We start from the raw sequence: 20,298 nt of genomic DNA on the forward strand, positions 1-20,298 counted from the left end.
CCTTCGTCCTCGTCAGTTGTCGTCGTCATCGGACGCCGGTGCGTCCTCGGGCTCGGCCACGGCCACGCGGGCCGGGCGCAGTATCCGCTCGCCCATCCGGTAGCCGAGCTGCAGCACCTCGACCGCGGTGGGTTCGGTCACGTCCGACGAGTAGCTGTGCGTCATCGCCTCGTGGATCATCGGGTCGAACGGGTCGCCCTTCTGACCGAAGGGGCTGAGCCCCAGCTTGGTGAGCACGGACTCCAGGGACTCCGCCACCGCGAGGAAGCCTCCGGTGAGCTCGCCGTGGTCGCGGGCCCGGCCGATGTCGTCGAGCACGGGCAGCAGCTCCACGAGCACGTTGGCGGTCGCCTGCTCGCGGACGGCCACCCGGTCCCGCTCGACGCGGCGGCGGTAGTTCTGGTACTCGGCTTGGACTCGTTGCAGGTCGGCCGTCCGCTCAGCCAGCTGGGCCTCCAGCTCGGCGACGGCCGGAGCGGTCTCCTCCGGCGGCGCCTGCTGCTGCACCTGCTCGGCCGAGTCGTTTTCGGCTCGCACCCTAACCTCCCCCGTCTCCGGGTCGATCTTGCGGTTGTCGCGGATCACCGGCTCCTCATGCCCGTTCTCACGCAACGGCCTCACTTGTCCTTCTTCGGCTCGTCATCCACGATCTCGGCCTCGACGACGTCCTCGTCGGCCTTCTGCTCCTGACCGCCCGCGGCGGAGCCGTCCTGGGCGGCGCCGTCACCCGCGGCCTGGCCCTGGCTCTGCGCGTAGATCGCGGAACCCATCTTCTGGCTCACGGTCGCGAGCTTCTCCGCGGAGTTGCGGATGGAGTCGACGTCGGTGCCCTCCAGAGCCTTCTTCAGCTCGGCGAGCGCGTCGTTGACCTCGGTCTTGACGTCGCCGGGGACCTTGTCGTCGTTCTCGCGGAGGAACTTCTCCGTCTGGTAGGCGAGCTGGTCGGCGTTGTTGCGGACCTCCGCCTCCTCGCGGCGCTTGCGGTCCTCCTCCGCGTACGACTCGGCCTCGCGCATCATGCGGTCGATGTCTTCCTTCGGCAGCGCCGAGCCGCCGGTGATCGTCATCGTCTGCTCCTTACCCGTGCCCAGGTCCTTGGCGGAGACGTTGACGATGCCGTTGGCGTCGATGTCGAAGGTGACCTCGATCTGCGGGATGCCGCGCGGCGCCGGCGCGATGCCGGTCAGCTCGAACGTGGCGAGCTTCTTGTTGTACGCGGCGATCTCACGCTCGCCCTGGAACACCTGGATCTGCACCGACGGCTGGTTGTCCTCGGCCGTGGTGAAGACCTCGGAGCGCTTGGTCGGGATCGTGGTGTTCCGCTCGATGATCTTGGTGAAGATGCCGCCCTTGGTCTCGATGCCCAGCGACAGCGGGGTCACGTCGAGCAGCAGGACGTCCTTCACCTCGCCCTTGAGCACACCGGCCTGGAGCGCGGCGCCGATCGCGACGACCTCGTCCGGGTTGACGCCCTTGTTGGGCTCCTTGCCGCCGGTCAGCTCCTTGACCAGGTCGGTGACGGCGGGCATCCGGGTCGAGCCGCCGACCAGCACCACGTGGGCGATGTCGGAGACCTTGATGCCGGCGTCCTTGATGACCTGGTTGAACGGGCCCTTGCAGCGCTCGAGCAGGTCGGCCGTGAGCCGCTGGAACTCGGCGCGGGTCAGCTTCTCGTCGAGGTGCAGCGGGCCCTCAGACGAGGCCGTGATGTAGGGCAGGTTGATCGAGGTCTCGGACTGGGCCGACAGCTCGATCTTGGCCTTCTCAGCCGCCTCACGCAGGCGCTGGAGGGCCATCTTGTCCTTGGACAGGTCGACGCCGTGCGCGTTCTGGAAGCGCTTGACCAGCTCGTCGACGACCCGCTGGTCCCAGTCGTCACCACCGAGGTGGTTGTCGCCGCTGGTGGCCTTGACCTCGACGAAGCCGTGGCCGTCCTCCTGGCCGACGTCCAGCAGGGACACGTCGAAGGTGCCGCCGCCGAGGTCGAAGACCAGGATCGTCTGGTCCTGGTCCTTGTCGAGGCCGTAGGCGAGCGCGGCCGCGGTCGGCTCGTTGATGATGCGGAGCACGTTGAGGCCCGCGATCTGGCCGGCCTCCTTGGTGGCCTGGCGCTGGGCGTCGTTGAAGTAAGCGGGGACGGTGATCACCGCGTCGGTGATCTTCTCGCCCAGGTAGGCCTCGGCGTCCTGCTTGAGCTTCTGCAGGACGAAGGCGCTGATCTGCTGCGGCGAGAACTTCTTGCCGTCGATCTCCTGGGACCAGGAGCTGCCCATCTCGCGCTTGACCGATCGGATCGTCCGGTCCACGTTGGTGACGGCCTGCCGCTTGGCGACCTCACCGACCAGGACCTCGCCGTTCTTGGCGAAGGCGACCACGGACGGCGTGGTCCGCGAACCCTGCGCGTTGGCGATGACGGTGGGCTCACCGCCTTCGAGAATCGAGACGACAGAGTTGGTCGTCCCCAGGTCGATACCTACCGCACGTGCCATGAGTACGTCCTTGTAGTCAAAGTTGAGTCGGTCACGCTCAAGCTATGGTTTGCCACTGAGCTTTGTCAAACAGCTTGAGCCTACTGCGCTCAACCCCTGACGTGGGCGTTCTGTTCCCCTGAGATGTCCCCTAGGGGTCGCCGCGCCCGGACGTTCTGTCAGGCCGCGCCGTCGACGATCTTCCGCTTGCCGAGCGGGGACTTCAGCTTCACCGTCGTCGTCTTCTCGATGGCGATCATGATGCAGGAGACGTTCCTCGCCTTGGCCGACGGCCCCTCGTACAGGGTGATCGTCACCCGCTTCTTCGTCTCCTTCACCTTCACCCGGTCGAGCACCGTGCACGGCTCCACGCCCGACCACCAGGTGAGCCGGACCTTGCGTCCCTCGTCGACCGGGGTGGCCTTCGTGAAGCGCACCTTGCGGGGGTTGACCGCGTCGCCGGTCGGTTTGACCGGGCGCGGCTTCGCCGACGGCGGCGTGGTGATCGCCGAGTCGGCCACGGGCGAGCTGGACACCGGCGTGTCCGGCCCCGGGGTGGCGGCCTGCTGGGCGGGCCGCTCCGCGCCGCACCCGGCGGCGAAGACGAGACATCCGGCCACGAGAGTCGCTGTCACTGTGCGCATACCCCTACGACGGATCCGACCGGCGACCGGTTCAGCGGGTCATGAACGGTTGTGGCGGCGGGCTGTGCGCGGATCGGGTCATGAACCGTTGTGACGGCGGGTCGTGCGCGGATGAGTAGGGTTGGGGCGTGCTGCGTCAGGCTCTACTCGCCGTCTCCCGGAGCGCGCGCGCCGAGCGCGTCATCTCCGCGTCGCCGCTGACCCGCGGCGTGGTCAAGCGTCACGTCGCCGACGATGTCGCCCACACGGTCAAGGAACTGACCCGGCGGGGTCTGCTCGTCACCGTCGACCACCTGGGCGGCGACGTCCGCGACCGGGCACAGGCGGAGGGCGCGGTCCGGGCCTATCTCGACGTGCTCCGGGTGCTGCCGGAAGGCTCCGACGTGTCCGTCAGGCTCACCGCGCTCGGGCTGCGGCTGTCGGAGCAGCTCGCGCTCGACAACGCCGCGACCATCTGCGAGGCCGCCGCGCCCCGGGGCCTCACCGTCACCCTCGACGCCGAGGAACACGACACGATCGCCGGCCTCCACTCCATCCACGACACCCTGCGCAAGGAACACCCGAGCGTCGGCGTCGTGGTCCAGGCCGGCCTGCCCGACGCGGCCGAGCGCTGCGCGAAGCTCGACGGGGCCAGGGTGCGGCTCCGCAAGGGGGCCCTCACGGTGCCCGGCGGCCACGCCTCGCCCGCCGACGTCGATCGCTCGTACGCACGATGCCTGCGCGTGCTGATGGCCGGCACCGCCTACCCGATGGTCGCCACCCACGACCCGCGGCTGCTCGGCATCGCCGCCACGCTGGCCGTGCTGGAGGGGCGCGACCACAACGGCTTCGAGTACCAGATGCTGTACGGGGTGCGCCCCGACGAGCAGGAACGACTGGCGGGACAGGGGGCCCGGGTACGGGTGTACGTCCCGTACGGGGCCGGCTGGTACGGCTACTTCATGCGCAGGCTGGCCGAACGCCCCGCCAACCTGGCCCTCTTCGCCCGCTCCCTGCTGTCACGGTGCTGACCCCGGGTCTGGGCCGGTGCCCTGTCGTCCCCGCCGCTCCTGCTCCTGTCCCTCTGGCTGACTCCGGACGCTTGCCCCGCTCCGCTTCATGGCCTGGGTCAGCGCCTGCCGTCCCTCCGGACGCCGGTAGGCTGCGTCCGGCGACTACTGCGATGAGGGGCATCGGATGATCGCGATTCTGGGCACCGGCAAGATGGGCGAGGCTCTGCTGTCAGGGCTGCTGCGGGCCGGGTTCAAGCCGGACGACGTGCTGGCCACCGCGCGCAGGCCCGAGCGGGCGGCGGCGCTGACCGAGAGCTACGGGGTGAAGGTCGTCTCCAACCCCGAGGCCGCCAAGACCGCCGACACCCTGATCCTGGCCGTCAAACCGCAGGACATGGCCGCGCTGCTCGCCGAGATCGCCCCCCACCTGCCCGCCGGGCGCCTCGTGATCAGCGCCGCGGCCGGCATCACCACCGCCTTCGTGGAAGAGCGGCTCGGGCTGGAGACCCCGGTCGTCAGGGTGATGTCGAACACGCCGATCCGCTTCGACGAGGCGATGAGCGTCATCTCCGGGGGCGCGCACGCGGAGGAAGAACACCTGCGGCGCACCGAAGACCTGCTGCGGCCGGTCGGCAAGGTGCTGCGCATCCCCGAGGCGCAGCAGGACGCCGCCACGGCGCTGTCGGGCAGCGGGCCCGCCTACTTCTTCTACCTGGTCGAGGCGATGGTCGACGCCGGGATCCTGCTCGGCATGCCGCGGGCGGCGGCGCTCGACATGGTCACCCAGTCGATCGTGGGCGCCGCCGTCATGCTCCGCGACTCCGGCGAACACCCGGTCATCCTGCGCGAAGCGGTCACCTCCCCGGGCGGCACCACCATCGCCGCCATCGCCGAACTGGAGCGCCACAGCGTCCGCGCGGCCTTCCTGGCGGCCATCGAGGCGGCCCGCGACCGAGGCCGCGCACTCGCCTCCGGCTGAACCATCCGTTACCTGGCTCGCCTTCCCGACACCTGAGGCTCGCCGAGGTGATCCTGGCACCGCCGGAGACGGTGTTCGTGCCAGGGCGGTGACCTCCTTCACCTGTGCGGCGACTGCTATCAGTTGTCGCGGCTTCCACTTGATGTCCGTCAACTGCGCGAGGTGGGTCCCAGCCAGCGCGGAGGGCGAGGTTCGGTGGGGGGCGACGCCTGGAGCTGCGGTGGGACTCGGCGTGGCGGGCGGTGCGGGGGGTGACCTCCGGGGGGTGGCGAGGTCCGGGGTGGGGGCGACCGCCCGGGGTGGCGAGGTCCGGGGTGGCGGGGCGCTGTCCAGGGGTCAGGCGTCGCGGCGGTGCATGAGGATGGCGCCGGCGAGCATGGCTACGGCGATCCAGGCGAGGTAGACGGTGAAGCCGCTCCAGGGGCCCAGGGAGCCGTTGGTCTCGCCGGAGACGATGAGCATGCCGGCGTTGGTGGTGAAGTGGCGGGAGACGGCGGCGCCCCATTCGCCGGGGAGCTGGGTGGTCAGCGGGGGCAGGACCAGCATGAGGGCGATGGCCGAGACGAGGGCGCCCGGGGTGTGCCGGACCAGGGCGCCCAGGCCGAGGCCGAACAGTCCGCAGGCGGTCAGGTAGAGGCCGGAGCCGAGCACGGCCCGCCAGACGTCGGCCATGGCGACGGACTCGGGTTGCATGATCGCCAGGCCGGCGGCGATGGCGGCGGCCGACGCGAGCAGGCAGACGACGAGGGACACCGCCGTGAAGACGGCGATCTTGCCGGTCAGCAGGTGCAGGCGCCGGGGGACGGCGGCAAGTGAGACGCGGATGCCGCCGGTGCGGTACTCGCTGGAGATCACCAGGACGCCGAGCGCGGCCATCGCCAGGGCGGCGAGCAGCACGCCGTTGAGGCTGAGGGGGATCGCCTGGGAGCCCGGGATCGGCCCCTCGGCCATGCTCTTCACCGAGGCGCTGACGAGGGCGCCGATGCCCAGCATCACGGCGGCGGCGGTGGCGAGGGTCCACAGCGTGGACCGCACGGAGCGGATCTTGGTCCACTCGGACCGGATGATGTCGATCACGACGTGTACTCCAGACTGTCCTTGGTGAGCTCCATGTAGGCGGCTTCGAGCGAGGGCTTGACGTAGGTCAGCTCCTCCAGTGGCAGCCCCGCCCGGGCGGTCATCGTGCCGATCTCCAGCGGCGACACCCCGGTCACGCGGAGGTGGTCGGGGTGCAGCTCGCCCACCCTGATCAGCTCGGCCACCTCGGCCAGCCGGGGCGAGCGCACGAGCACGTACCCCTGGGAGCTGCGGCCGATGAAGTCGGCCGTGCTGGTGTCGGCGATCAGCCGTCCCTTGCCGATGACGATCAGATGGTCGGCGGTCTGCGACATCTCGCTCATGAGGTGGCTGGAGACGAACACCGTGCGGCCCTCGGCGGCGAGGTCGCGCATGAAGGTGCGGATCCACAGGATGCCGTCGGGGTCGAGCCCGTTGACGGGCTCGTCGAAGAGCAGGATCTCCGGGTCGCCGAGCAGGGCTGCGGCGATGCCGAGGCGCTGCGACATGCCCAGCGAGAAGCCGCCGACGCGCCGCCGGGCGACGCCGCTGAGCCCGACGAGCTCCAGCACCTCCTCGACCCGGCGGGCCGGGATGCCGTTGCTCTGCGCGATGGCCAGCAGGTGGTTGCGGGCGCTGCGCCCGCCGTGGACGGCTTTGGCGTCGAGCAGCGCGCCCACTTTGCGCAGCGGGTGGCGCAGCTCGCGGTAGGGCTTGCCGTCGACCAGCACGGACCCGCCGGACGGGTGGTCGAGGCCGAGGATCATGCGCATGGTCGTGGACTTGCCCGCGCCGTTCGGCCCCAGGAATCCGGTCACCTGGCCGGGCCGCACAGCGAACGACAGGTCGTCCACCGCGGTGGTCTTGCCGTAGCGCTTGGTCAGGTTGGTTGCCTGAATCGCGGTCATGGGTCCAGCCTGACCGCGTTCAAGATCGTTATCGTCGGCCCGGGGTACGGTTTCCGGCCGGCGCCCCTAGGACCGTGGTCCTACTCTCCGGGGCTGACCAGCGCGGACTCGTACGCGACGATCACCGCCTGGGCGCGGTCGCGCACCTGCAGCTTGGCGAACAGGCTGGTGACGTGGTTCTTGACGGTGGAGGGGGAGACGCCCAGCTCGGCGGCGAGCTCCGCGTTGGACAGGCCGCGCGCGATCAGGGTGAGGATCTCCCGTTCGCGGTCGGTGAGCGCGTCCACCTTGGCCGTCCCGCGCGGCGGGGCGCGGCGCGGCTCCGGGGCCCGGACGAACGTGCCGATCAGCCGGGTGAGCAGCCGGGGCGCCAGGGCCGCCTCACCGGCGTGCACGACCCGTACGCCCTCCACCAGCTCCTCCGGCGAGACGTCCTTGGGCAGGAACCCGCAGGCGCCCGCGCGCAGCGCCGCGACCACGTTCTCGTCCAGGTCGAACGTGCTCAGCGCGAGGACCCGCACGTCCGGCAGCTCGCGGGTGATCAGCTCGGTGGCGCGGACCCCGTCGAGGCCGGGCATGTGCAGGTCCATCACCACCACGTCGGGCCGCAGCTCCGTGCTGAGCCGCACCGCCTCCTGTCCGTCGCCCGCCTCGCCCACGACCGTCAGGTCGGGCTGCGCGTCCAGCATCAGCCGGAAGCCCTTGCGGACCAGCGCGTGGTCGTCCACCAGCAACACCGAGATCACGTCTTCTCCAGGGGGATGCGCGCGTGCACGCGGAAACCGCCTTCCTCACGGGGACCCGTCGACAGCCTGCCACCGCACAGGGCCACCCGCTCGGCCATGCCGCCGAGCCCGAAGCCGCCCTGCCCGGGTGACTGCTTGGCGATGCCGTCGTCGAGCACCTCCACCTCGATCGCCGCCGGCTCGTACGAGAGACGCACGCTGGCCCGCGCGCCCACCGAGTGCTTGCGCGTGTTGGTCAGCGCCTCCTGGACGATCCGGTACACGGCGTGGTCGACCGCGGTGGGCAGCGGCACCGGTTCGCCCTGCACGGTCAGCTGGGCGGGCAGCCCCGCGGTCCCGGCCTCCTCGACCAGCGCGGGCAGCCGGGCGGTGCCCACCCCGGTGGCCGCGTCGGCGCCGCCGCCGTCGTCGGCCCGCAGCACGTCGAGGAGCTGGCGCATCTCGGCCAGCGCCTGGCGGGCCGTCTCCTCGGCGCCCTGGAGCGCGTCGCGGGTGACGTCCTGCTCCGGAGGCAGCGTGGCCCGGGCGCCGCCGACCAGCGCGTTGATCACGCTCAGGTGGTGGGCCACCACGTCGTGCAGCTCGCGGGCGATCCGCCGCCGCTCGGCCCGTACCGCCTCGTCGGCGGCCTCCCGCCGGGCCCGCTCCTGCAGCTCCGCCCGGATCCGGACGAACTGGCCCAGCCCCACCGGGAGCAGGACGTTCCCCAGGCCGGCCAGCCAGAGCCCCTCCGGGTCCGGCCCCGGATCCAGGGCGCTCGCGATCGTGATCGCGGCCCCGTACAGGAAGCCGCCGGCTCCGCCGACGATGGCGGCCCAGCGCCCGTCCGTGTAACGCCCGAGGCTGTAGCAGCCGATCAGGACCGTCGGGACGCGGGAGGGGGACCCGAGGAACATCCCGGCGATGTCGATCCCGAGCAGCAGGACGACGGTCAGTACAGGCCGCTGCCGCCGCATCAGCAGGAGCGGCAGGCTGAGCGTGTAGGGCACCAGGAAGGACAGGTCGCCGCCGAGGGACCAGGTCACGACACCGCCGACGACCGCCGGCACGGCCAGCAGGACCACCAGGGTGATGTCGAAGACCCGAGGGCGATGGAGAAACCGCCATGCGTCACGGATACGCCGCCCAACGCCCATGCTTGTGAGGTTAAAGGAAGTTTCTAGGTATTTGCCGGGGGAGGTGGATGGACGTCCGCCGTTGACGCTGCGGTAACGTCAGCTCAAGGCGAGGGAAACAGGAGCATGCATGAGCCAGCCGGCGCGGGTCATCTGGGACGACGCTCTCACCTCGTACGACTTCGGCCCCGGACACCCGCTCGCGCCCGTCCGGGTCGAGCTGACCATGGCGCTGGCCAGAGAGCTCGGCGTGCTCGACAAGGTCGAGGTGGTCGGCTGCACGCCCGCCACCGACGACGAGCTGGCGATGGTCCACGACCCCGGCTACGTCGAGGCCGTCAAGCGCGTCTCCGCCGACGGCCGCCCCGACCTGTCGGCCGGGCTCGGCACGACCGACAACCCCGCCTTCAAGGGGGTGCACGAGGCGTCCGCGCTGATCGCCGGCGCCTCGCTCGCCGCCGCCCGCCTGGTCTGGGAGGGTACGGCCGAGCACGCGGTCAACGTGGCCGGCGGGCTCCACCACGCGATGCCCGCCACGGCCAGCGGGTTCTGCGTCTACAACGACCCGGCCCTGGCCATCGCCTGGCTGCTGCGCCAGGGCGCGCGCCGGGTCGCCTACGTGGACGTCGACGTCCACCACGGCGACGGCGTGCAGGCCGTGTTCTACGACGACCCGCGGGTGCTGACGATCAGCCTGCACGAGAGCCCGCGCACGCTCTTCCCCGGCACCGGGTTCCCGGGCGAGACCGGTGCCGACGGCACTGCGGTCAACGTGGCGCTCCCGGCGGGCTGCGGCGACGCCGGCTGGCTGCGGGCCTTCGCCTCGGTGGTGCCGCCGCTGCTGCACGAGTTCCGTCCGGAGGTCCTGGTCACGCAGCACGGCTGCGACAGCCACGCCCTCGACCCGCTCGCCAACCTGATGCTCAGCCTCGACGGCCAGCGCACCGCCTACGCCCACCTGCACCGCCTGGCCCACGAGACGGCGGGCGGCCGCTGGATCGCCACCGGCGGCGGGGGCTATGAGCTGGTCCAGGTGGTGCCCCGGGCCTGGACCCACCTGATCGCCGAAGTCGCCGGCCACCCGATCGACCCGGCCACGCCGACGAGCGAGGAATGGCGCCGTTTCGTACGGGAGCGTACGGGCGAGTTGCCGCCGCTCACGATGACCGACGGACGCGACCCCGAATATTCCGACCTGTCAGGTGGTTATGACCCAGCGGACCCGATCGACCGTGCGATCATGGCGACCAGGAACGCGGTGTTCCCGCTGCACGGCCTCGATCCGATGCCTTAAGGAAGATCTGTGCTGAGCCGCGACCAACTCCGCGAGCATCTGATCCGGACGCGCATCGCCGGCGATGTCGCGACTCCCCGAGAGAACAACCTCGACCACTACAGCTCGCTCGCCAACGGCGACCCCTACTACATGCTCGGGCTGACGTTCGAGCAGTCGTGGAGCTTCCGCGACGTGCTGGCGCTCATGGTCAAGTCGGCGGGGGTGAGCGCCGACCCCGGCCACCGCTGGGGCCAGGACACGATCGACCCGGAGCGGACCATCGACGCGCTCGACGCGATGGCCGACCGGATCGCCGGCGCGCTGGCGCGTCCGGAGCCGCGGCTGCTGTTCGCCACCGGCCACCCCACCGGGCTGCTGGCGATCCACCTGCCGCTGGCCCGGTTCGCCATGGAGCGCGGGGCGCGGCTGCTGACCCCGGCCGAGGGCTGGACCTACTCGAACTCCGGGTTCGGCCGCCCGCGCCGTATCCGCTACCTCGGCGAGGTGGCCATGCTCGACGACCGGGGCGCGTTCGTCCACACCCACGACGCGGAGCCGATGGAGCGCATGCTGGCCGAGCTGGGAGACGAGCGGCCCGATCTGGTTATCGCCGACCACGGCTGGGCAGGGGCAGCGGGAGAGGCGGGAGTGCCCACTGTGGCATTCGCCGACTGCAACGACCCCGGGCTCTTCGTCGGAGAGGCCGAGGGCAAGATCGAAGTGGTGGTGCCGCTCGATGACAACGTGCTACCCCGCTACTACGAACCGCTCACAGAACGCGTCGTCACACGCGTCACAGCAGCCCTATGAGTCCAAAACGGTCATCCTCATACCGTCTTTTCGCCCCTGCATTCCCAGCGGCTCGCAGCCCCTATGCCAACTTTTGATACAGCGCGGGCGACTCTTATGTGTGGCAGTCTGGACAGTTCCAAGACCTCTACGAGCCGCTGAACATGGTGGTTGACCTGCCATTTCCCGGATTCGGCTGACAAGCGGATCAACGTCCTGAGAAACTAGGGGGTTTGCGCACTCGCAGTCCCGACTTACGCTGACGGCAGTACACGTGCGTGAGCAATGGCACCAGTGGGGATAACCCGGAAACACGTGCGGAAGAGGCGTCCGATGGGTGCAGGCGAAAGACCTCTCAGTGAGGTGAAGTTCCTGACAGTGGCTGAAGTGGCCACCGTCATGCGAGTGTCGAAGATGACTGTCTACCGACTGGTGCACTCGGGCGAGTTGCCGGCCATCCGCGTCGGCCGCTCGTTCCGGGTGCCGGAACAGGCGGTGCACGACTATCTTCGCGAGGCCTACATCGAGGCCGGTTGAGTCAGGTGTAGCGGCGTGTCGCGACACGCCGTGAGTGCAGTCGCGGGAGAGGCCCGGCCGCGGCGCGCGGCCGGGTGCTCACCCCCAAGGGGCGATCTACCGTCGATCGCCGGTAGTCTGTGAGCCTGCGTGCGCTCGCACGCATTCTTTACGTGCTACCAAGACCTGGGGGTCCCGTGGGCTCTGTGATCAAGAAGCGCCGCAAGCGGATGGCCAAGAAGAAGCACCGCAAGCTGCTCAAGAAGACGCGCATCCAGCGGCGCAACAAGAAGTAGACGACGCAGCTGCGAGGCGCAGATGACCCACAACGTGCTCGTCACCGGGGTCTCGCGCCACATCGGCGCCCGGGTGGCGAGTGTCCTGGCCGCCGATCCGGGCATCGGCCGCGTCATCGGAGTGGACACCGTGCCGCCCCCCTCGTCCCGTGGGGACGGCGGCATCCCCCTCGGCCGGACGGAGTTCGTCCGGGTGGATCTGCGCAGCCCCGACATCGCCCAGGTGTTCGCGGCCGCCGACATCGACACCGTCGTCCATATGAGCCTGGTGAGCGCCCCGTCCAGGAGCACCGGCCGGGCCGCGATGAAAGAGCACAACGTCATCGGCACCATGCAGCTGCTCGGCGCCTGCCAGCGGTCGGCGACCGTGCGGCGCGTGGTGGTCCGCTCGACCACGGCTGTTTACGGTTCCTCGCCGCGTGACCCCGCGGTGTTCAGCGAGGATCTGGAGCCGCACGACAGCCCGGAGCACGGCTACGCCAAGGACGCGGTGGAGGTCGAGGGCTACGTGCGGGGTTTCGCGCGCCGCCGCCCCGACGTCCGCGTGTCGCTGCTGCGTTTCGCCAACTTCATGGGTCCGGGCGTCGATTCGCCGCTGACCCGCTACTTCACCCAGCCGGTCCTGCCGACGGTGCTCGGCTTCGACCCGCGGCTGCAGTTCGTCCACGAGGACGACGCGGTCGAGGTGCTGCGCCGGATGGCGACCGAGGATCACCCCGGCACGTTCAACGTGGCCGGGGCAGGCGTGCTGCTGCTGTCGCAGTGCGTGCGCAGGGCCGGGCGGCTGCCGCTGGCCATGCCGTCGCCCGCGTTCCGGCTGCTGGGCAACGTCGCGCGAGGCGCCGGGCTGGTCGAGTACTCTCCCGAGCAGCTCCGCCTCATGAGTCACGGCCGCGTGGTCGACACCGGGGCGCTGGAGTCCGAGCTGGGCTGGCGGCCGAAGTTCACCACCGCGGCCGCGTTCGACGACTTCCTCCGCTCGCGTGGGCTGCGCCCATTCGGAGGCCCGTTCGGAGGTAACCGCTGGTGAGCGTTCCCCGCGAGGAGGACGGGGCGAAGGTCGTCCCGATCAGCGCGGCGCCGTCCTACTCCCGCGACGGCGAGGACGCCGACCCGGTCGCCGAGGTGCTGGCGTTCCTGCGGCGGCGGCTGACCGGCGACTACGAGGTCGACGAGTTCGGCTACGACCCCGAGCTGACCGACAAGGTGCTGCTGGAGCTGCTGCGGCCCGTCTACCGCCACTGGTTCAGGGTCGAGGCGCTGGAGCTGAAGAACGTCCCCGAGGAGGGCGGCGCGCTGGTCGTGGCCAACCACGCCGGCACGCTCCCGGTCGACGCGCTGATGATGCAGGTGGCGCTGCACGACGAGGCGGGGCGGGCGCTCCGGCTGCTCGGCGCCGACCTGGTCTACCGGCTGCCGTTCCTCAGCCACCTGGCCCGCAAGACCGGCCACACGCTGGCCTGCCCCGAAGACGCCGGACGGCTGCTGCGCAAGGGCGAGCTGGTCGGCGTGTTCCCTGAGGGGTTCAAGGGCGTCGGCAAGCCGTTCTCCGAGCGCTACAAGCTGCAGCGGTTCGGCCGCGGCGGGTTCGTCGCCGCGGCGATCAGGGCCGGGGTGCCGATCGTGCCGACCGCGATCGTGGGCTCGGAGGAGATCTATCCGAAGATCGGCGACCTGAAGCCGCTGGCCCGGCTGCTGGGGCTGCCCTACCTGCCGGTCACCCCGTTCTTCCCGCTGCTGGGCCCGCTCGGGCTGGTGCCGCTGCCGTCGAAGTGGCTGATCGAGTTCGGCGAGCCGATCCGTACGGACGAGTACGATCCGGGCGCGGCCGACGACCCGATGCTGGTCTTCAACCTCACCGACCATGTCCGCGAGGTCATCCAGCAGATGCTCGACCAGCTCGGGCTGCGCCGCGGCCACGCTTTCCCGCCCTTCCTCTAGCGCAACCGTCCGGGCGGCGCCGGTGTTCTCCAGGCGACAGAGAAGAAGGGGAACATCATGGATCTTGAGCTTTCCGGCCGCGTCGCGCTCGTCACCGGCGCGTCCAAGGGCATCGGCCTGGCCGTCGCCCGGACCCTCGCCGACGAGGGGGCCCACGTCGTGGCCGTGTCCCGCACCCGTACCGCGGAGCTTCCCGAGAAGGCGGTGCACGTCGCCGCCGACCTGATGGATCCGCAGGCGCCGGCGCGGGCGGTGGCCCGCGCCGTGGAGGAGTTCGGCGGGCTGGACGTCCTGGTCAACAACGCGGGCGGGCCGCCGCCCGGGGTGACGCTGCCGCGGGTGGGGTTCCTCACGCCGCAGGACGCCGACTGGCAGGCGATGTTCGAGTTCAACCTGTTCTCGGCCGTGCGCGTGATCCGGGCCGCCGTGCCCGTCATGCTGGAGCGCGGCGGCGGGTCGATCGTGAACATCTCCTCGGGCTCGGCCGTCCAACCGGGTGCGATGAACGTCGACTACGGCGCCGCCAAGGCCGCGCTGAACCACGTGAGCAAGGCCGTCTCCGAGGAGTACGGGTCGCGCGGCATCAGGGTGAACACCATCTCGCCCGGGCCGGTGCTCACCGACTGGTGGACGAAGGAGGGCGGCGCCGCCGACGTCATCAGCGCGATGGCCGGGGCCGACGCGGCCACCGTCGTCACCTCGGTCGCGCCGGAGATGATGCGCCTGGTCACCGGCAGGCTGGTGCGCCCGCAGGAGGTGGCGGACGCGGTCGCGCTGCTCGCCTCGCCGCGCTCGGCCAGCACGACCGGGGCCGACCTGGCCGTCGACGGCGGCTTCCGCAAGGAGCTGTAGCCGCCGTGAACCCGGATGGCGGGTTGTGGCGAGACATCTTCGACCGATCCCCCCGCAGAAGGGCGGAGATGATCACACAACCCGCCACCCGGGCCGCGGACGCGGAGCTCATCGGCGCCTCGCTGACCGAACCCGAGGCGTTCGCCGAGCTCTTCGACCGCTACTCCGGCATGCTCTACCGGTACGTCTCGCGCCGCCTCGGCCCGGAGCCCGCCGAGGACCTGGTCGGCGAGACGTTCCTGGTCGCCTTCTCCCGGCGCCGCAGCTACGACCTGTCCTATCCCGACGCGCGGCCGTGGCTGTTCGGCATCCTGACCAAGCTCGTCTCCCGGCACCACCGCACCGAGGCCGCCCGCTACCGGGCCCTGCTCCGCGCCCCCGTCGACCCCGACGTGGAGTCGCCGGCCGACCGGGTCGCCGCCGGGGTGACCGCGCAGGCCGCCCGTCCCGGCCTGGCCGGCGCGCTGGCCGCGCTGCCCGCCAAGGACCGCGACGTGCTGCTGCTCATCGCCTGGGGCGATCTCTCGTACGAGGAAGCCGCGCGGGCGCTCGGCATCCCGATCGGCACCGTGCGCTCCCGCCTCAACAGGGGCAGGCGGAAGGTCCGCGCGGCCCTCGGCGACGCCAACCCGATGCTGGGAGGGGAGTGACGGTGAACGACCTGGAGAAGCTCGCGGGCTTCGGCAGGCGGAAGGTCCGCGCGGCCCTCGGCGACGCCAACCCGATGCTGGGAGGGGAGTGACGATGAACGACCTGGAGAAGCTCGCGGACTTCGGGAGGCGGCTGGAACACCGGCCTCCCGCGACGCTCGTGCGCCAGCGGGAGCGGCTGCTCCGCGCCGCGGCCGGGCGGAAGGAGCGCCGGCGGGGCGGCTGGATGGCCGCCGTGCTGGTCGCCGCCGCGGCCATGGCCACGGTCGCCGCCTTCGCGGTGCCGGCACTCCTGCTCGGGGGCCCGCACGCGACGGCGGCGTATCCCGCCGGTCCGCGCCCGGCCAAGGTGACCGAGGCGCTGAACGTGCTGCTGGTGGGGACCGACCGGGGGTCCGCCCCCCGCGTCACCGACGACCCGGGCCGCACCGACTCGATCGTCCTGCTGCACCTGCCCGCCGACCGGGGGCAGGCCAGGGCGATCAGCATCCCGCGCGACTCGTACGTGGCGCTCCCCGCCTGCGGGTCGGCGCCCGCCCGCACCGACATGATCAACTCAGCGTACGCCCGGGGTGGGCTGACCTGCACCGTGCAGGCCGTGGAGAGCCTGACCGGCGTCCGGATCGACCACATGCTGGAGGTGGACTTCGCCGGGTTCGGGCGGCTCGTCGACGCGCTCGGCGGCGTCGAGGTCACTCTCAAGCGGCCGGTCGACGACCGGAAGGCCAAGCTGACGCTCCCGGCCGGCAAGAGCCTGCTCGACGGCGAGCAGGCCGCCGCCTACATGCGGCTGCGCGACTACGGCGACGGCTCCGACACCGCCCGCATCAAGCGCCAGCAGGTCGTGGTCCGGGCCCTGGTGGAGAAGGCCAAGACGCTGCTCGGCCACCCGGACAGGCTTCGAGAGTTCGCGTCCGTGATGGCGGAGTCGGTCACCACCGATACCGGGCTCGACGTGGAGCGCATGGTCGGGATCGCCATGTCGCTGGAGGACAGCGAGGTGAAGCTGCTCACCGTCCCGTGGGCCCCCCATCCGGAGGAGCCGAACCGGATCGCCTGGAAGCAGCCCGAGGCCGACCGGCTCTTCGCCTCGCTCCGCTAGCGGGAGCGGTAGAGCCTGCGGAGCGCGACGCCGGCGGCGACCCCGCCGGCCACCGCGCCGACCCCGGCCGCGATCGGCAGCGCCGTCAGCGTCGCCTTGCGGCCGGTGCGGAAGTCCTTGATCGGCCAGTCGTGCTTCTTGGCGTGCTCGCGCAGCTCGCTGTCGGGGTTGATGGCCACCGGGTGGCCGACCAGCGACAGCATCGGCAGGTCGTTGGCCGAGTCGCTGTAGGCGGTGCAGCGGGTCAGGTCGAGTCCTTCGCGGCGGGCCAGCGCGCGCACCGCCTCGGCCTTGGCCGGCCCGTGGAGCAGGTCGCCGACCAGCCGGCCGGTGTAGATGCCGTCCTTGCTCTCGGCGACGGTGCCGAGCGCGCCGGTCAGGCCCAGCCGCTGGGCGATCACCCGGGCCAGCTCGACGGGGGTGGCGGTCACCAGCCACACCCGCTGGCCCTGGTCGAGGTGGCTCTGCGCGAGCGCGCGGGTGCCGGCCCAGATGCGGTCGGCCATGACCTCGTCGTAGATCTCCTCGCCGAGCCGGACCACGTCGTCGACCTTGGCGCCCGCGACGAACGCCAGCGCGGTCTCGCGGGCCACCGCGATGTGCTCGGGGTTCTCGGCGCCGCGCACCCGGAACACCGCCTGGCCGATCGCGAACTTCGCCAGGTCGCGGGTGTTGAACATGCCGCGGGTGGCCAGCCCCCTGGCGAAGTGGTAGATCGAGGCGCCGCGCATCATCGTGTTGTCGACGTCGAAGAACGCCGCCGCCTGCAGGTCGGGCTCGGCCGGCGGCATGACGACCGCTGCCGCCGCCGCGGCCTCGCCCGCGATCTCGGCCTCGGCACCGTTACGTCGTCGTATGAGCCGCCACATGGGCTCAGCTTACCCAGACGGGGGTACCAGGCCCTCGATGTAATCGAGGTACCCGACGGCCTGATCCTGCTCGTCGCCGTCGAGCTTCTCGATCATCGGTTCGACCATGTTCTTCTGCGACTCGGCGAACTTTCCGATCTTCGGGGAGCGCGGCTCGACCCGTTCCAGCCGCGTTATGCCCGCCCGGGTGGACTGCTCCATCTCCTTCAGCGTCCTGCCCACCAGGGGGCCCTCGCCGGACTCGCCGAGGAGCTGGGCCACCTCTTTGGCACGCGTCTTGGCCGACACCAGCTCGCGTTCGGCCCGTACCACGTCGTCGGTCGTGAGACGGACCAGCGTGCTCTCGGCGGCGCGCTTGAGCGGGTACAGCGTGTCGCCCGGCACCGCCTGGTAGGTGGAGACCATCGACAGGAGGAGGGTGACGACCGCGCCGGCCGAGGCGAGCTGCGCGAGCAACGGCCGCCTGCGGCGCGGCCGCCGGTGCGCCGGCCTGGCGTGCCGCGGGGACGGGGCCTGGTCCAGGGCGCGGGCGGAGGCGAGTTCGGCGCGCAGGCGCTCGCGGAAGGCGGGGTCGGGGCCGCCGCCCAGCGGGCGCTCGCTCAGCTCGGTGAGGTGGTCGAGCACCCGTTCGCGCGATCTGCGCGCCCTCTTCATGGCCGCTCCCTGCGCTGCTTTGACACCTGCCTAACGACGCTGCGGGGCGGCGGGTTACGCGAGGTCATGCTTGAGTGCTCTGGCCAGCGAGCGCACGGCCCGGAACTGGAGGGCTTTGATCGCTCCACTCTTCTTCCCCATGATCAGCGCGGTCTCCGCGAGCGACAGGCCGTGCAGGAACCGCAGCACCACGCACTCCTGCTGTTCCGGGTTGAGGTCGCGGACCGCGCGCAGCACCCGGTCGTTGATGATGGCGTCGACCACGGCGTTCTCCGGGATGTGCGGCCCGTCGAGCGGGACGTCGAGGACCTCGCCGGTGGAGATCTCCAGCCGGTAGCGGCCGGATTTGTAATGGTCGGTGACCAGGTTTCTGGCGATGGTCACGAGCCACGCGCCGAAGTCGCGGCCCTGCCAGGTGAAATCGGCGATCCGGCGGAGCGCGCGCAGGAAGGTCTCGCTGGTCAGGTCCTCGGCGAGCGGGTGGGAGCCGACCCGGAAATAGATGTAGCGGTAGACGAGATCCACATATCGGTCGTAGAGCGTGCCAAAGGCGTTCGAGTCTCCGGTCTTGGCATGCAGCACCAGGGTGCGCAGGTCGTCATCGGCGGTGTCACGGTCTTCACGCACGTCAGGCTCGGTCGTCCGGCTCGGCGCGGCGACAGCCGGCGCGAGGACCCCGGAGAACGGCCACGAGTCAGGCATCCGGTATCCCTACGGGTAAGGGGTGCGGCGTGCTCGAACACTCTAGAAATCAACCGGAAATTGCACAATCCACTTGCCCGTGGCATGACTTCCAGTAAGCGGCAGATACGGTGTGGGACCAACCAGTTCCCTCTTCGGCTACCGGCTGGGAGGCTTTGTCCGGCAGCATTGGAGTCACCATGGAGATCCTCGTTGCTGTCATCGCTTTCGCAGGTGCGCTCCTGGCCGCCATCGCCACGGGCGCGCTGGTCACGCGGTTGCGTGAGGAGAGCGAGGGATGGCTGATCGCCTGGACCGTTGCAGCCGGCTCACTGTGCCTGTCACTCACCGTGATCGGGATCGGCCACGTGGTGGGGTTCGGCGCCGTGACGTTCAAGCTCTTCCAGCTGACCGGGTCGCTGCTGGCGCCGCTCTGGATGGCCATCGGGCTGATCCAGCTGCTGGCGGAGAAGACGCCGCCGAAGTTCCTGGCCTGGCTGCTCGGCAGCGCCTACACGGTCACGGCGTCGGTGATCCTCATCATGGACCCGCTCCGCTCCGATGAGATGGGCAAGACCCTGCCGAAGGCGGCGACGCACTGGGCGATCATCCCCGACTACCTGCTGGTCGGCGCGCACGTGGTGGCGGCGCTGATCATGGCGGTCGCGGTGGTGGTGGCCGCGCTGCGCTGGCGCGACGGCGACGAGTACGACACCGACAACCTGCACGCCTCGCTGGTCATCGTGCCGTCCGGGCTGGCCCTGATGGGCGGGATGCGGTTCGCGGTGCCCGGCGTGATCACGACCGTGCTGCTGGTCGTCGCCGCCGCCGCGATCTGGTACTGCGTGCTGCGCCCGCTGGCCCCGTACGAGGACGACGACGACTTCGACGACTTCGACGACGAGCCGCGCCAGGAACGGCGCCCGGCGGGGCACCGGATGGAGCCCGAGCCGGTCGCCGCGAGCCCGCACGGGCCCGCCCCGGTCCCGCCGCGGCCGCGCAGCTCGGGGCTGGGCGACCTGGTGGCCGAGTACCGCGCCACGGGCGAGACCGACTACGCGGCCCGGATGTCCCGGGGCCCGGCCACGGGAGAGACCGGCTACGGAGGCAGGACGCCGCAGGGCCACGCCCAGCCTGACGCCGGCTACGGGGGCAGGACGCCGCAGGGCCACGCGCCGCCCGAGACCGGCTACGGGGGCAGGATGCCGCAGGACCACGCGCTGCCCGACGCCGGCCCGGCCACGGGCTACGTGATGAACGGCGTCCACTCCGAGCCCGCGCCGCCGCCGATGGCCGACGAGGGGCCCGCGACCGGCGCGATCTACCCGGGGGCGGACGTGTTCACCCCGCGCGTGCCGGTGACCGGCCCGCAGCCGGCCGTCCAGCCCGCCGGGCAGGGCCCGTCGGGGAAGCTGTCGCCGAACATCTACGGCATGCTCACCGTCTTCACGCTCATCGACGGCACCGGCCCCGCCTTCGACCAGCTCGCCGAGCAGACCGTCGACGCGGTGCGCAAGAACGAGCCGGACACGCTCGTGTACGCCTGCCACTCGGTCAAGTCGGCGCCCCTGCAGCGCATCGTCTACGAGATCTACCGCGACGAGGTGGCCTACCGCGACCACCAGCGCCAGCCGCACGTGGAGCGGTTCGTCAACGAGCGGCAGGCCATGGTGCTGGCCACCAACGTCATCGAGCTCGACATCAACGCGGCCAAGGTGGTGCCGCTGCCGACGGTGATGTTCTAGGAGCGGTGATGTTCTAGGA

At 71.0% G+C, this 20,298-nt stretch carries 22 protein-coding genes; 12 read left to right on the forward strand and 10 right to left on the reverse strand.

Features of this window, described 5'->3' with window-relative positions:
- Nucleotides 1-12: 12 nt before the first annotated feature.
- The 3 genes from grpE to AB0J42_RS22335 all read right to left on the reverse strand — a co-directional run bounded on the left by grpE (nt 13) and on the right by AB0J42_RS22335 (nt 3,103).
- Nucleotides 13-621: a nucleotide exchange factor GrpE gene (gene grpE / locus AB0J42_RS22325; protein WP_364297305.1), complete on the reverse strand. Its 609-nt coding sequence runs from the start codon at nt 619-621 to the stop codon at nt 13-15.
- Nucleotides 618-2,489, reverse strand: a complete 1,872-nt coding sequence (gene dnaK, locus AB0J42_RS22330; RefSeq protein WP_364297307.1) for a molecular chaperone DnaK — start codon at nt 2,487-2,489, stop codon at nt 618-620. Before dnaK ends, grpE begins: the two co-directional genes overlap by 4 nt.
- Before the next feature lie 158 nt (nt 2,490-2,647).
- Complete coding sequence (locus AB0J42_RS22335; protein WP_364297309.1) at nt 2,648-3,103, reverse strand: hypothetical protein; 456 nt, start codon at nt 3,101-3,103, stop codon at nt 2,648-2,650.
- Between the two features lie 137 nt (nt 3,104-3,240).
- On the opposite strand from AB0J42_RS22335, the gene AB0J42_RS22340 reads away from it, so the two are divergent.
- Entirely contained in the window at nt 3,241-4,122 is an 882-nt protein-coding gene (locus AB0J42_RS22340; RefSeq protein WP_364297311.1) for a proline dehydrogenase family protein, read from the forward strand.
- A gap of 166 nt (nt 4,123-4,288) precedes the next feature.
- Complete coding sequence (gene proC / locus AB0J42_RS22345) at nt 4,289-5,083, forward strand: pyrroline-5-carboxylate reductase (RefSeq protein WP_364297313.1); 795 nt, start codon at nt 4,289-4,291, stop codon at nt 5,081-5,083.
- A gap of 336 nt (nt 5,084-5,419) precedes the next feature.
- Here proC and AB0J42_RS22350 read toward each other — a convergent pair whose 3' ends face one another.
- The 4 genes from AB0J42_RS22350 to AB0J42_RS22365 form a co-directional block, all read right to left on the reverse strand.
- Nucleotides 5,420-6,160 (reverse strand): ABC transporter permease, encoded by a 741-nt coding sequence (locus tag AB0J42_RS22350; RefSeq protein WP_364297315.1) that lies wholly within the window; start codon nt 6,158-6,160, stop codon nt 5,420-5,422.
- Complete coding sequence (locus AB0J42_RS22355; RefSeq protein WP_364297317.1) at nt 6,157-7,047, reverse strand: ABC transporter ATP-binding protein; 891 nt, start codon at nt 7,045-7,047, stop codon at nt 6,157-6,159. The genes AB0J42_RS22350 and AB0J42_RS22355 overlap by 4 nt, the downstream gene beginning before the upstream one ends.
- Nucleotides 7,048-7,127: 80 nt before the next feature.
- A complete protein-coding gene (locus AB0J42_RS22360; RefSeq protein WP_364297319.1) occupies nt 7,128-7,793 on the reverse strand; it encodes a response regulator transcription factor in 666 nt (221 codons plus the stop codon).
- Entirely contained in the window at nt 7,790-8,929 is a 1,140-nt protein-coding gene (locus AB0J42_RS22365; protein ID WP_364297321.1) for a histidine kinase, read from the reverse strand. Before AB0J42_RS22365 ends, AB0J42_RS22360 begins: the two co-directional genes overlap by 4 nt.
- A gap of 109 nt (nt 8,930-9,038) precedes the next feature.
- Here AB0J42_RS22365 and AB0J42_RS22370 point away from each other — a divergent pair, with 109 nt between their 5' ends.
- The 9 genes from AB0J42_RS22370 to AB0J42_RS22410 all read left to right on the forward strand — a co-directional run bounded on the left by AB0J42_RS22370 (nt 9,039) and on the right by AB0J42_RS22410 (nt 16,330).
- On the forward strand, nt 9,039-10,202 hold the full coding sequence (locus AB0J42_RS22370) for an acetoin utilization protein AcuC (RefSeq protein ID WP_364297323.1): 1,164 nt from the start codon (nt 9,039-9,041) through the stop codon (nt 10,200-10,202).
- 9 nt (nt 10,203-10,211) lie between these two features.
- Nucleotides 10,212-10,994, forward strand: coding sequence for a phosphatase (locus AB0J42_RS22375; RefSeq protein ID WP_364297325.1), 783 nt, complete (start codon nt 10,212-10,214; stop codon nt 10,992-10,994).
- A 312-nt stretch (nt 10,995-11,306) separates the two neighbouring features.
- A complete protein-coding gene (locus tag AB0J42_RS22380) occupies nt 11,307-11,510 on the forward strand; it encodes a helix-turn-helix domain-containing protein (protein WP_026214222.1) in 204 nt (67 codons plus the stop codon).
- Between the two features lie 176 nt (nt 11,511-11,686).
- Nucleotides 11,687-11,785 carry an AURKAIP1/COX24 domain-containing protein gene (locus tag AB0J42_RS22385; RefSeq protein WP_018654693.1) on the forward strand — a complete coding sequence of 33 codons (99 nt, stop codon included), beginning with the start codon at nt 11,687-11,689 and terminating at the stop codon, nt 11,783-11,785.
- 22 nt (nt 11,786-11,807) lie between these two features.
- Nucleotides 11,808-12,815 carry an NAD-dependent epimerase/dehydratase family protein gene (locus AB0J42_RS22390; protein ID WP_364297327.1) on the forward strand — a complete coding sequence of 336 codons (1,008 nt, stop codon included), beginning with the start codon at nt 11,808-11,810 and terminating at the stop codon, nt 12,813-12,815.
- Between the two features lie 38 nt (nt 12,816-12,853).
- A complete protein-coding gene (locus AB0J42_RS22395; protein WP_364297541.1) occupies nt 12,854-13,726 on the forward strand; it encodes a lysophospholipid acyltransferase family protein in 873 nt (290 codons plus the stop codon).
- Nucleotides 13,727-13,783: 57 nt separating this feature from the next.
- The gene (locus AB0J42_RS22400) at nt 13,784-14,578 is read left to right on the forward strand and encodes an SDR family oxidoreductase (protein ID WP_364297329.1); all 795 of its coding nucleotides are present in this window, start codon (nt 13,784-13,786) and stop codon (nt 14,576-14,578) included.
- Between the two features lie 68 nt (nt 14,579-14,646).
- Complete coding sequence (locus AB0J42_RS22405) at nt 14,647-15,228, forward strand: RNA polymerase sigma factor (RefSeq protein WP_364297331.1); 582 nt, start codon at nt 14,647-14,649, stop codon at nt 15,226-15,228.
- A gap of 94 nt (nt 15,229-15,322) precedes the next feature.
- Nucleotides 15,323-16,330, forward strand: a complete 1,008-nt coding sequence (locus AB0J42_RS22410) for an LCP family protein (RefSeq protein ID WP_364297333.1) — start codon at nt 15,323-15,325, stop codon at nt 16,328-16,330.
- Here AB0J42_RS22410 and AB0J42_RS22415 read toward each other — a convergent pair.
- From AB0J42_RS22415 to AB0J42_RS22425, 3 genes are read right to left on the reverse strand one after another with little or no spacing between them, the layout of a single operon-like run.
- A complete protein-coding gene (locus AB0J42_RS22415; protein ID WP_364297335.1) occupies nt 16,327-17,199 on the reverse strand; it encodes an HAD-IB family hydrolase in 873 nt (290 codons plus the stop codon). The genes AB0J42_RS22410 and AB0J42_RS22415 overlap by 4 nt on opposite strands.
- A gap of 9 nt (nt 17,200-17,208) precedes the next feature.
- Complete coding sequence (locus tag AB0J42_RS22420; RefSeq protein WP_364297337.1) at nt 17,209-17,853, reverse strand: DUF5667 domain-containing protein; 645 nt, start codon at nt 17,851-17,853, stop codon at nt 17,209-17,211.
- A gap of 54 nt (nt 17,854-17,907) precedes the next feature.
- Nucleotides 17,908-18,555 (reverse strand): sigma-70 family RNA polymerase sigma factor, encoded by a 648-nt coding sequence (locus AB0J42_RS22425; RefSeq protein ID WP_364297339.1) that lies wholly within the window; start codon nt 18,553-18,555, stop codon nt 17,908-17,910.
- Nucleotides 18,556-18,734: 179 nt separating this feature from the next.
- On the opposite strand from AB0J42_RS22425, the gene AB0J42_RS22430 reads away from it, so the two are divergent.
- Nucleotides 18,735-20,279 carry an antibiotic biosynthesis monooxygenase gene (locus AB0J42_RS22430; RefSeq protein WP_364297341.1) on the forward strand — a complete coding sequence of 515 codons (1,545 nt, stop codon included), beginning with the start codon at nt 18,735-18,737 and terminating at the stop codon, nt 20,277-20,279.
- The last annotated feature ends 19 nt before the right edge of the window (nt 20,280-20,298 follow it).

The sequence above is a fragment of the Nonomuraea sp. NPDC049649 genome (assembly GCF_040675175.1).
Classification (GTDB): Bacteria; Actinomycetota; Actinomycetes; order Streptosporangiales; family Streptosporangiaceae; genus Nonomuraea.

Bases quoted from the DNA above. Each gene is read 5' to 3' on its own strand.
- AB0J42_RS22365 (WP_364297321.1), bottom strand. From the start codon at position 8,929: ATGGGCGTTGGGCGGCGTATCCGTGACGCATGGCGGTTTCTCCATCGC.
- dnaK (WP_364297307.1), bottom strand. From the start codon at position 2,489: ATGGCACGTGCGGTAGGTATCGACCTGGGGACGACCAACTCTGTCGTC.
- AB0J42_RS22420 (WP_364297337.1), bottom strand. From the start codon at position 17,853: ATGAAGAGGGCGCGCAGATCGCGCGAACGGGTGCTCGACCACCTCACC.
- AB0J42_RS22355 (WP_364297317.1), bottom strand. From the start codon at position 7,047: ATGACCGCGATTCAGGCAACCAACCTGACCAAGCGCTACGGCAAGACC.
- AB0J42_RS22415 (WP_364297335.1), bottom strand. From the start codon at position 17,199: ATGTGGCGGCTCATACGACGACGTAACGGTGCCGAGGCCGAGATCGCG.
- AB0J42_RS22400 (WP_364297329.1), top strand. From the start codon at position 13,784: ATGGATCTTGAGCTTTCCGGCCGCGTCGCGCTCGTCACCGGCGCGTCC.
- AB0J42_RS22410 (WP_364297333.1), top strand. From the start codon at position 15,323: ATGAACGACCTGGAGAAGCTCGCGGACTTCGGGAGGCGGCTGGAACAC.
- AB0J42_RS22370 (WP_364297323.1), top strand. From the start codon at position 9,039: ATGAGCCAGCCGGCGCGGGTCATCTGGGACGACGCTCTCACCTCGTAC.
- AB0J42_RS22380 (WP_026214222.1), top strand. From the start codon at position 11,307: ATGGGTGCAGGCGAAAGACCTCTCAGTGAGGTGAAGTTCCTGACAGTG.
- AB0J42_RS22425 (WP_364297339.1), bottom strand. From the start codon at position 18,555: ATGCCTGACTCGTGGCCGTTCTCCGGGGTCCTCGCGCCGGCTGTCGCC.
- proC (WP_364297313.1), top strand. From the start codon at position 4,289: ATGATCGCGATTCTGGGCACCGGCAAGATGGGCGAGGCTCTGCTGTCA.
- AB0J42_RS22430 (WP_364297341.1), top strand. From the start codon at position 18,735: ATGGAGATCCTCGTTGCTGTCATCGCTTTCGCAGGTGCGCTCCTGGCC.
- AB0J42_RS22405 (WP_364297331.1), top strand. From the start codon at position 14,647: ATGATCACACAACCCGCCACCCGGGCCGCGGACGCGGAGCTCATCGGC.
- AB0J42_RS22390 (WP_364297327.1), top strand. From the start codon at position 11,808: ATGACCCACAACGTGCTCGTCACCGGGGTCTCGCGCCACATCGGCGCC.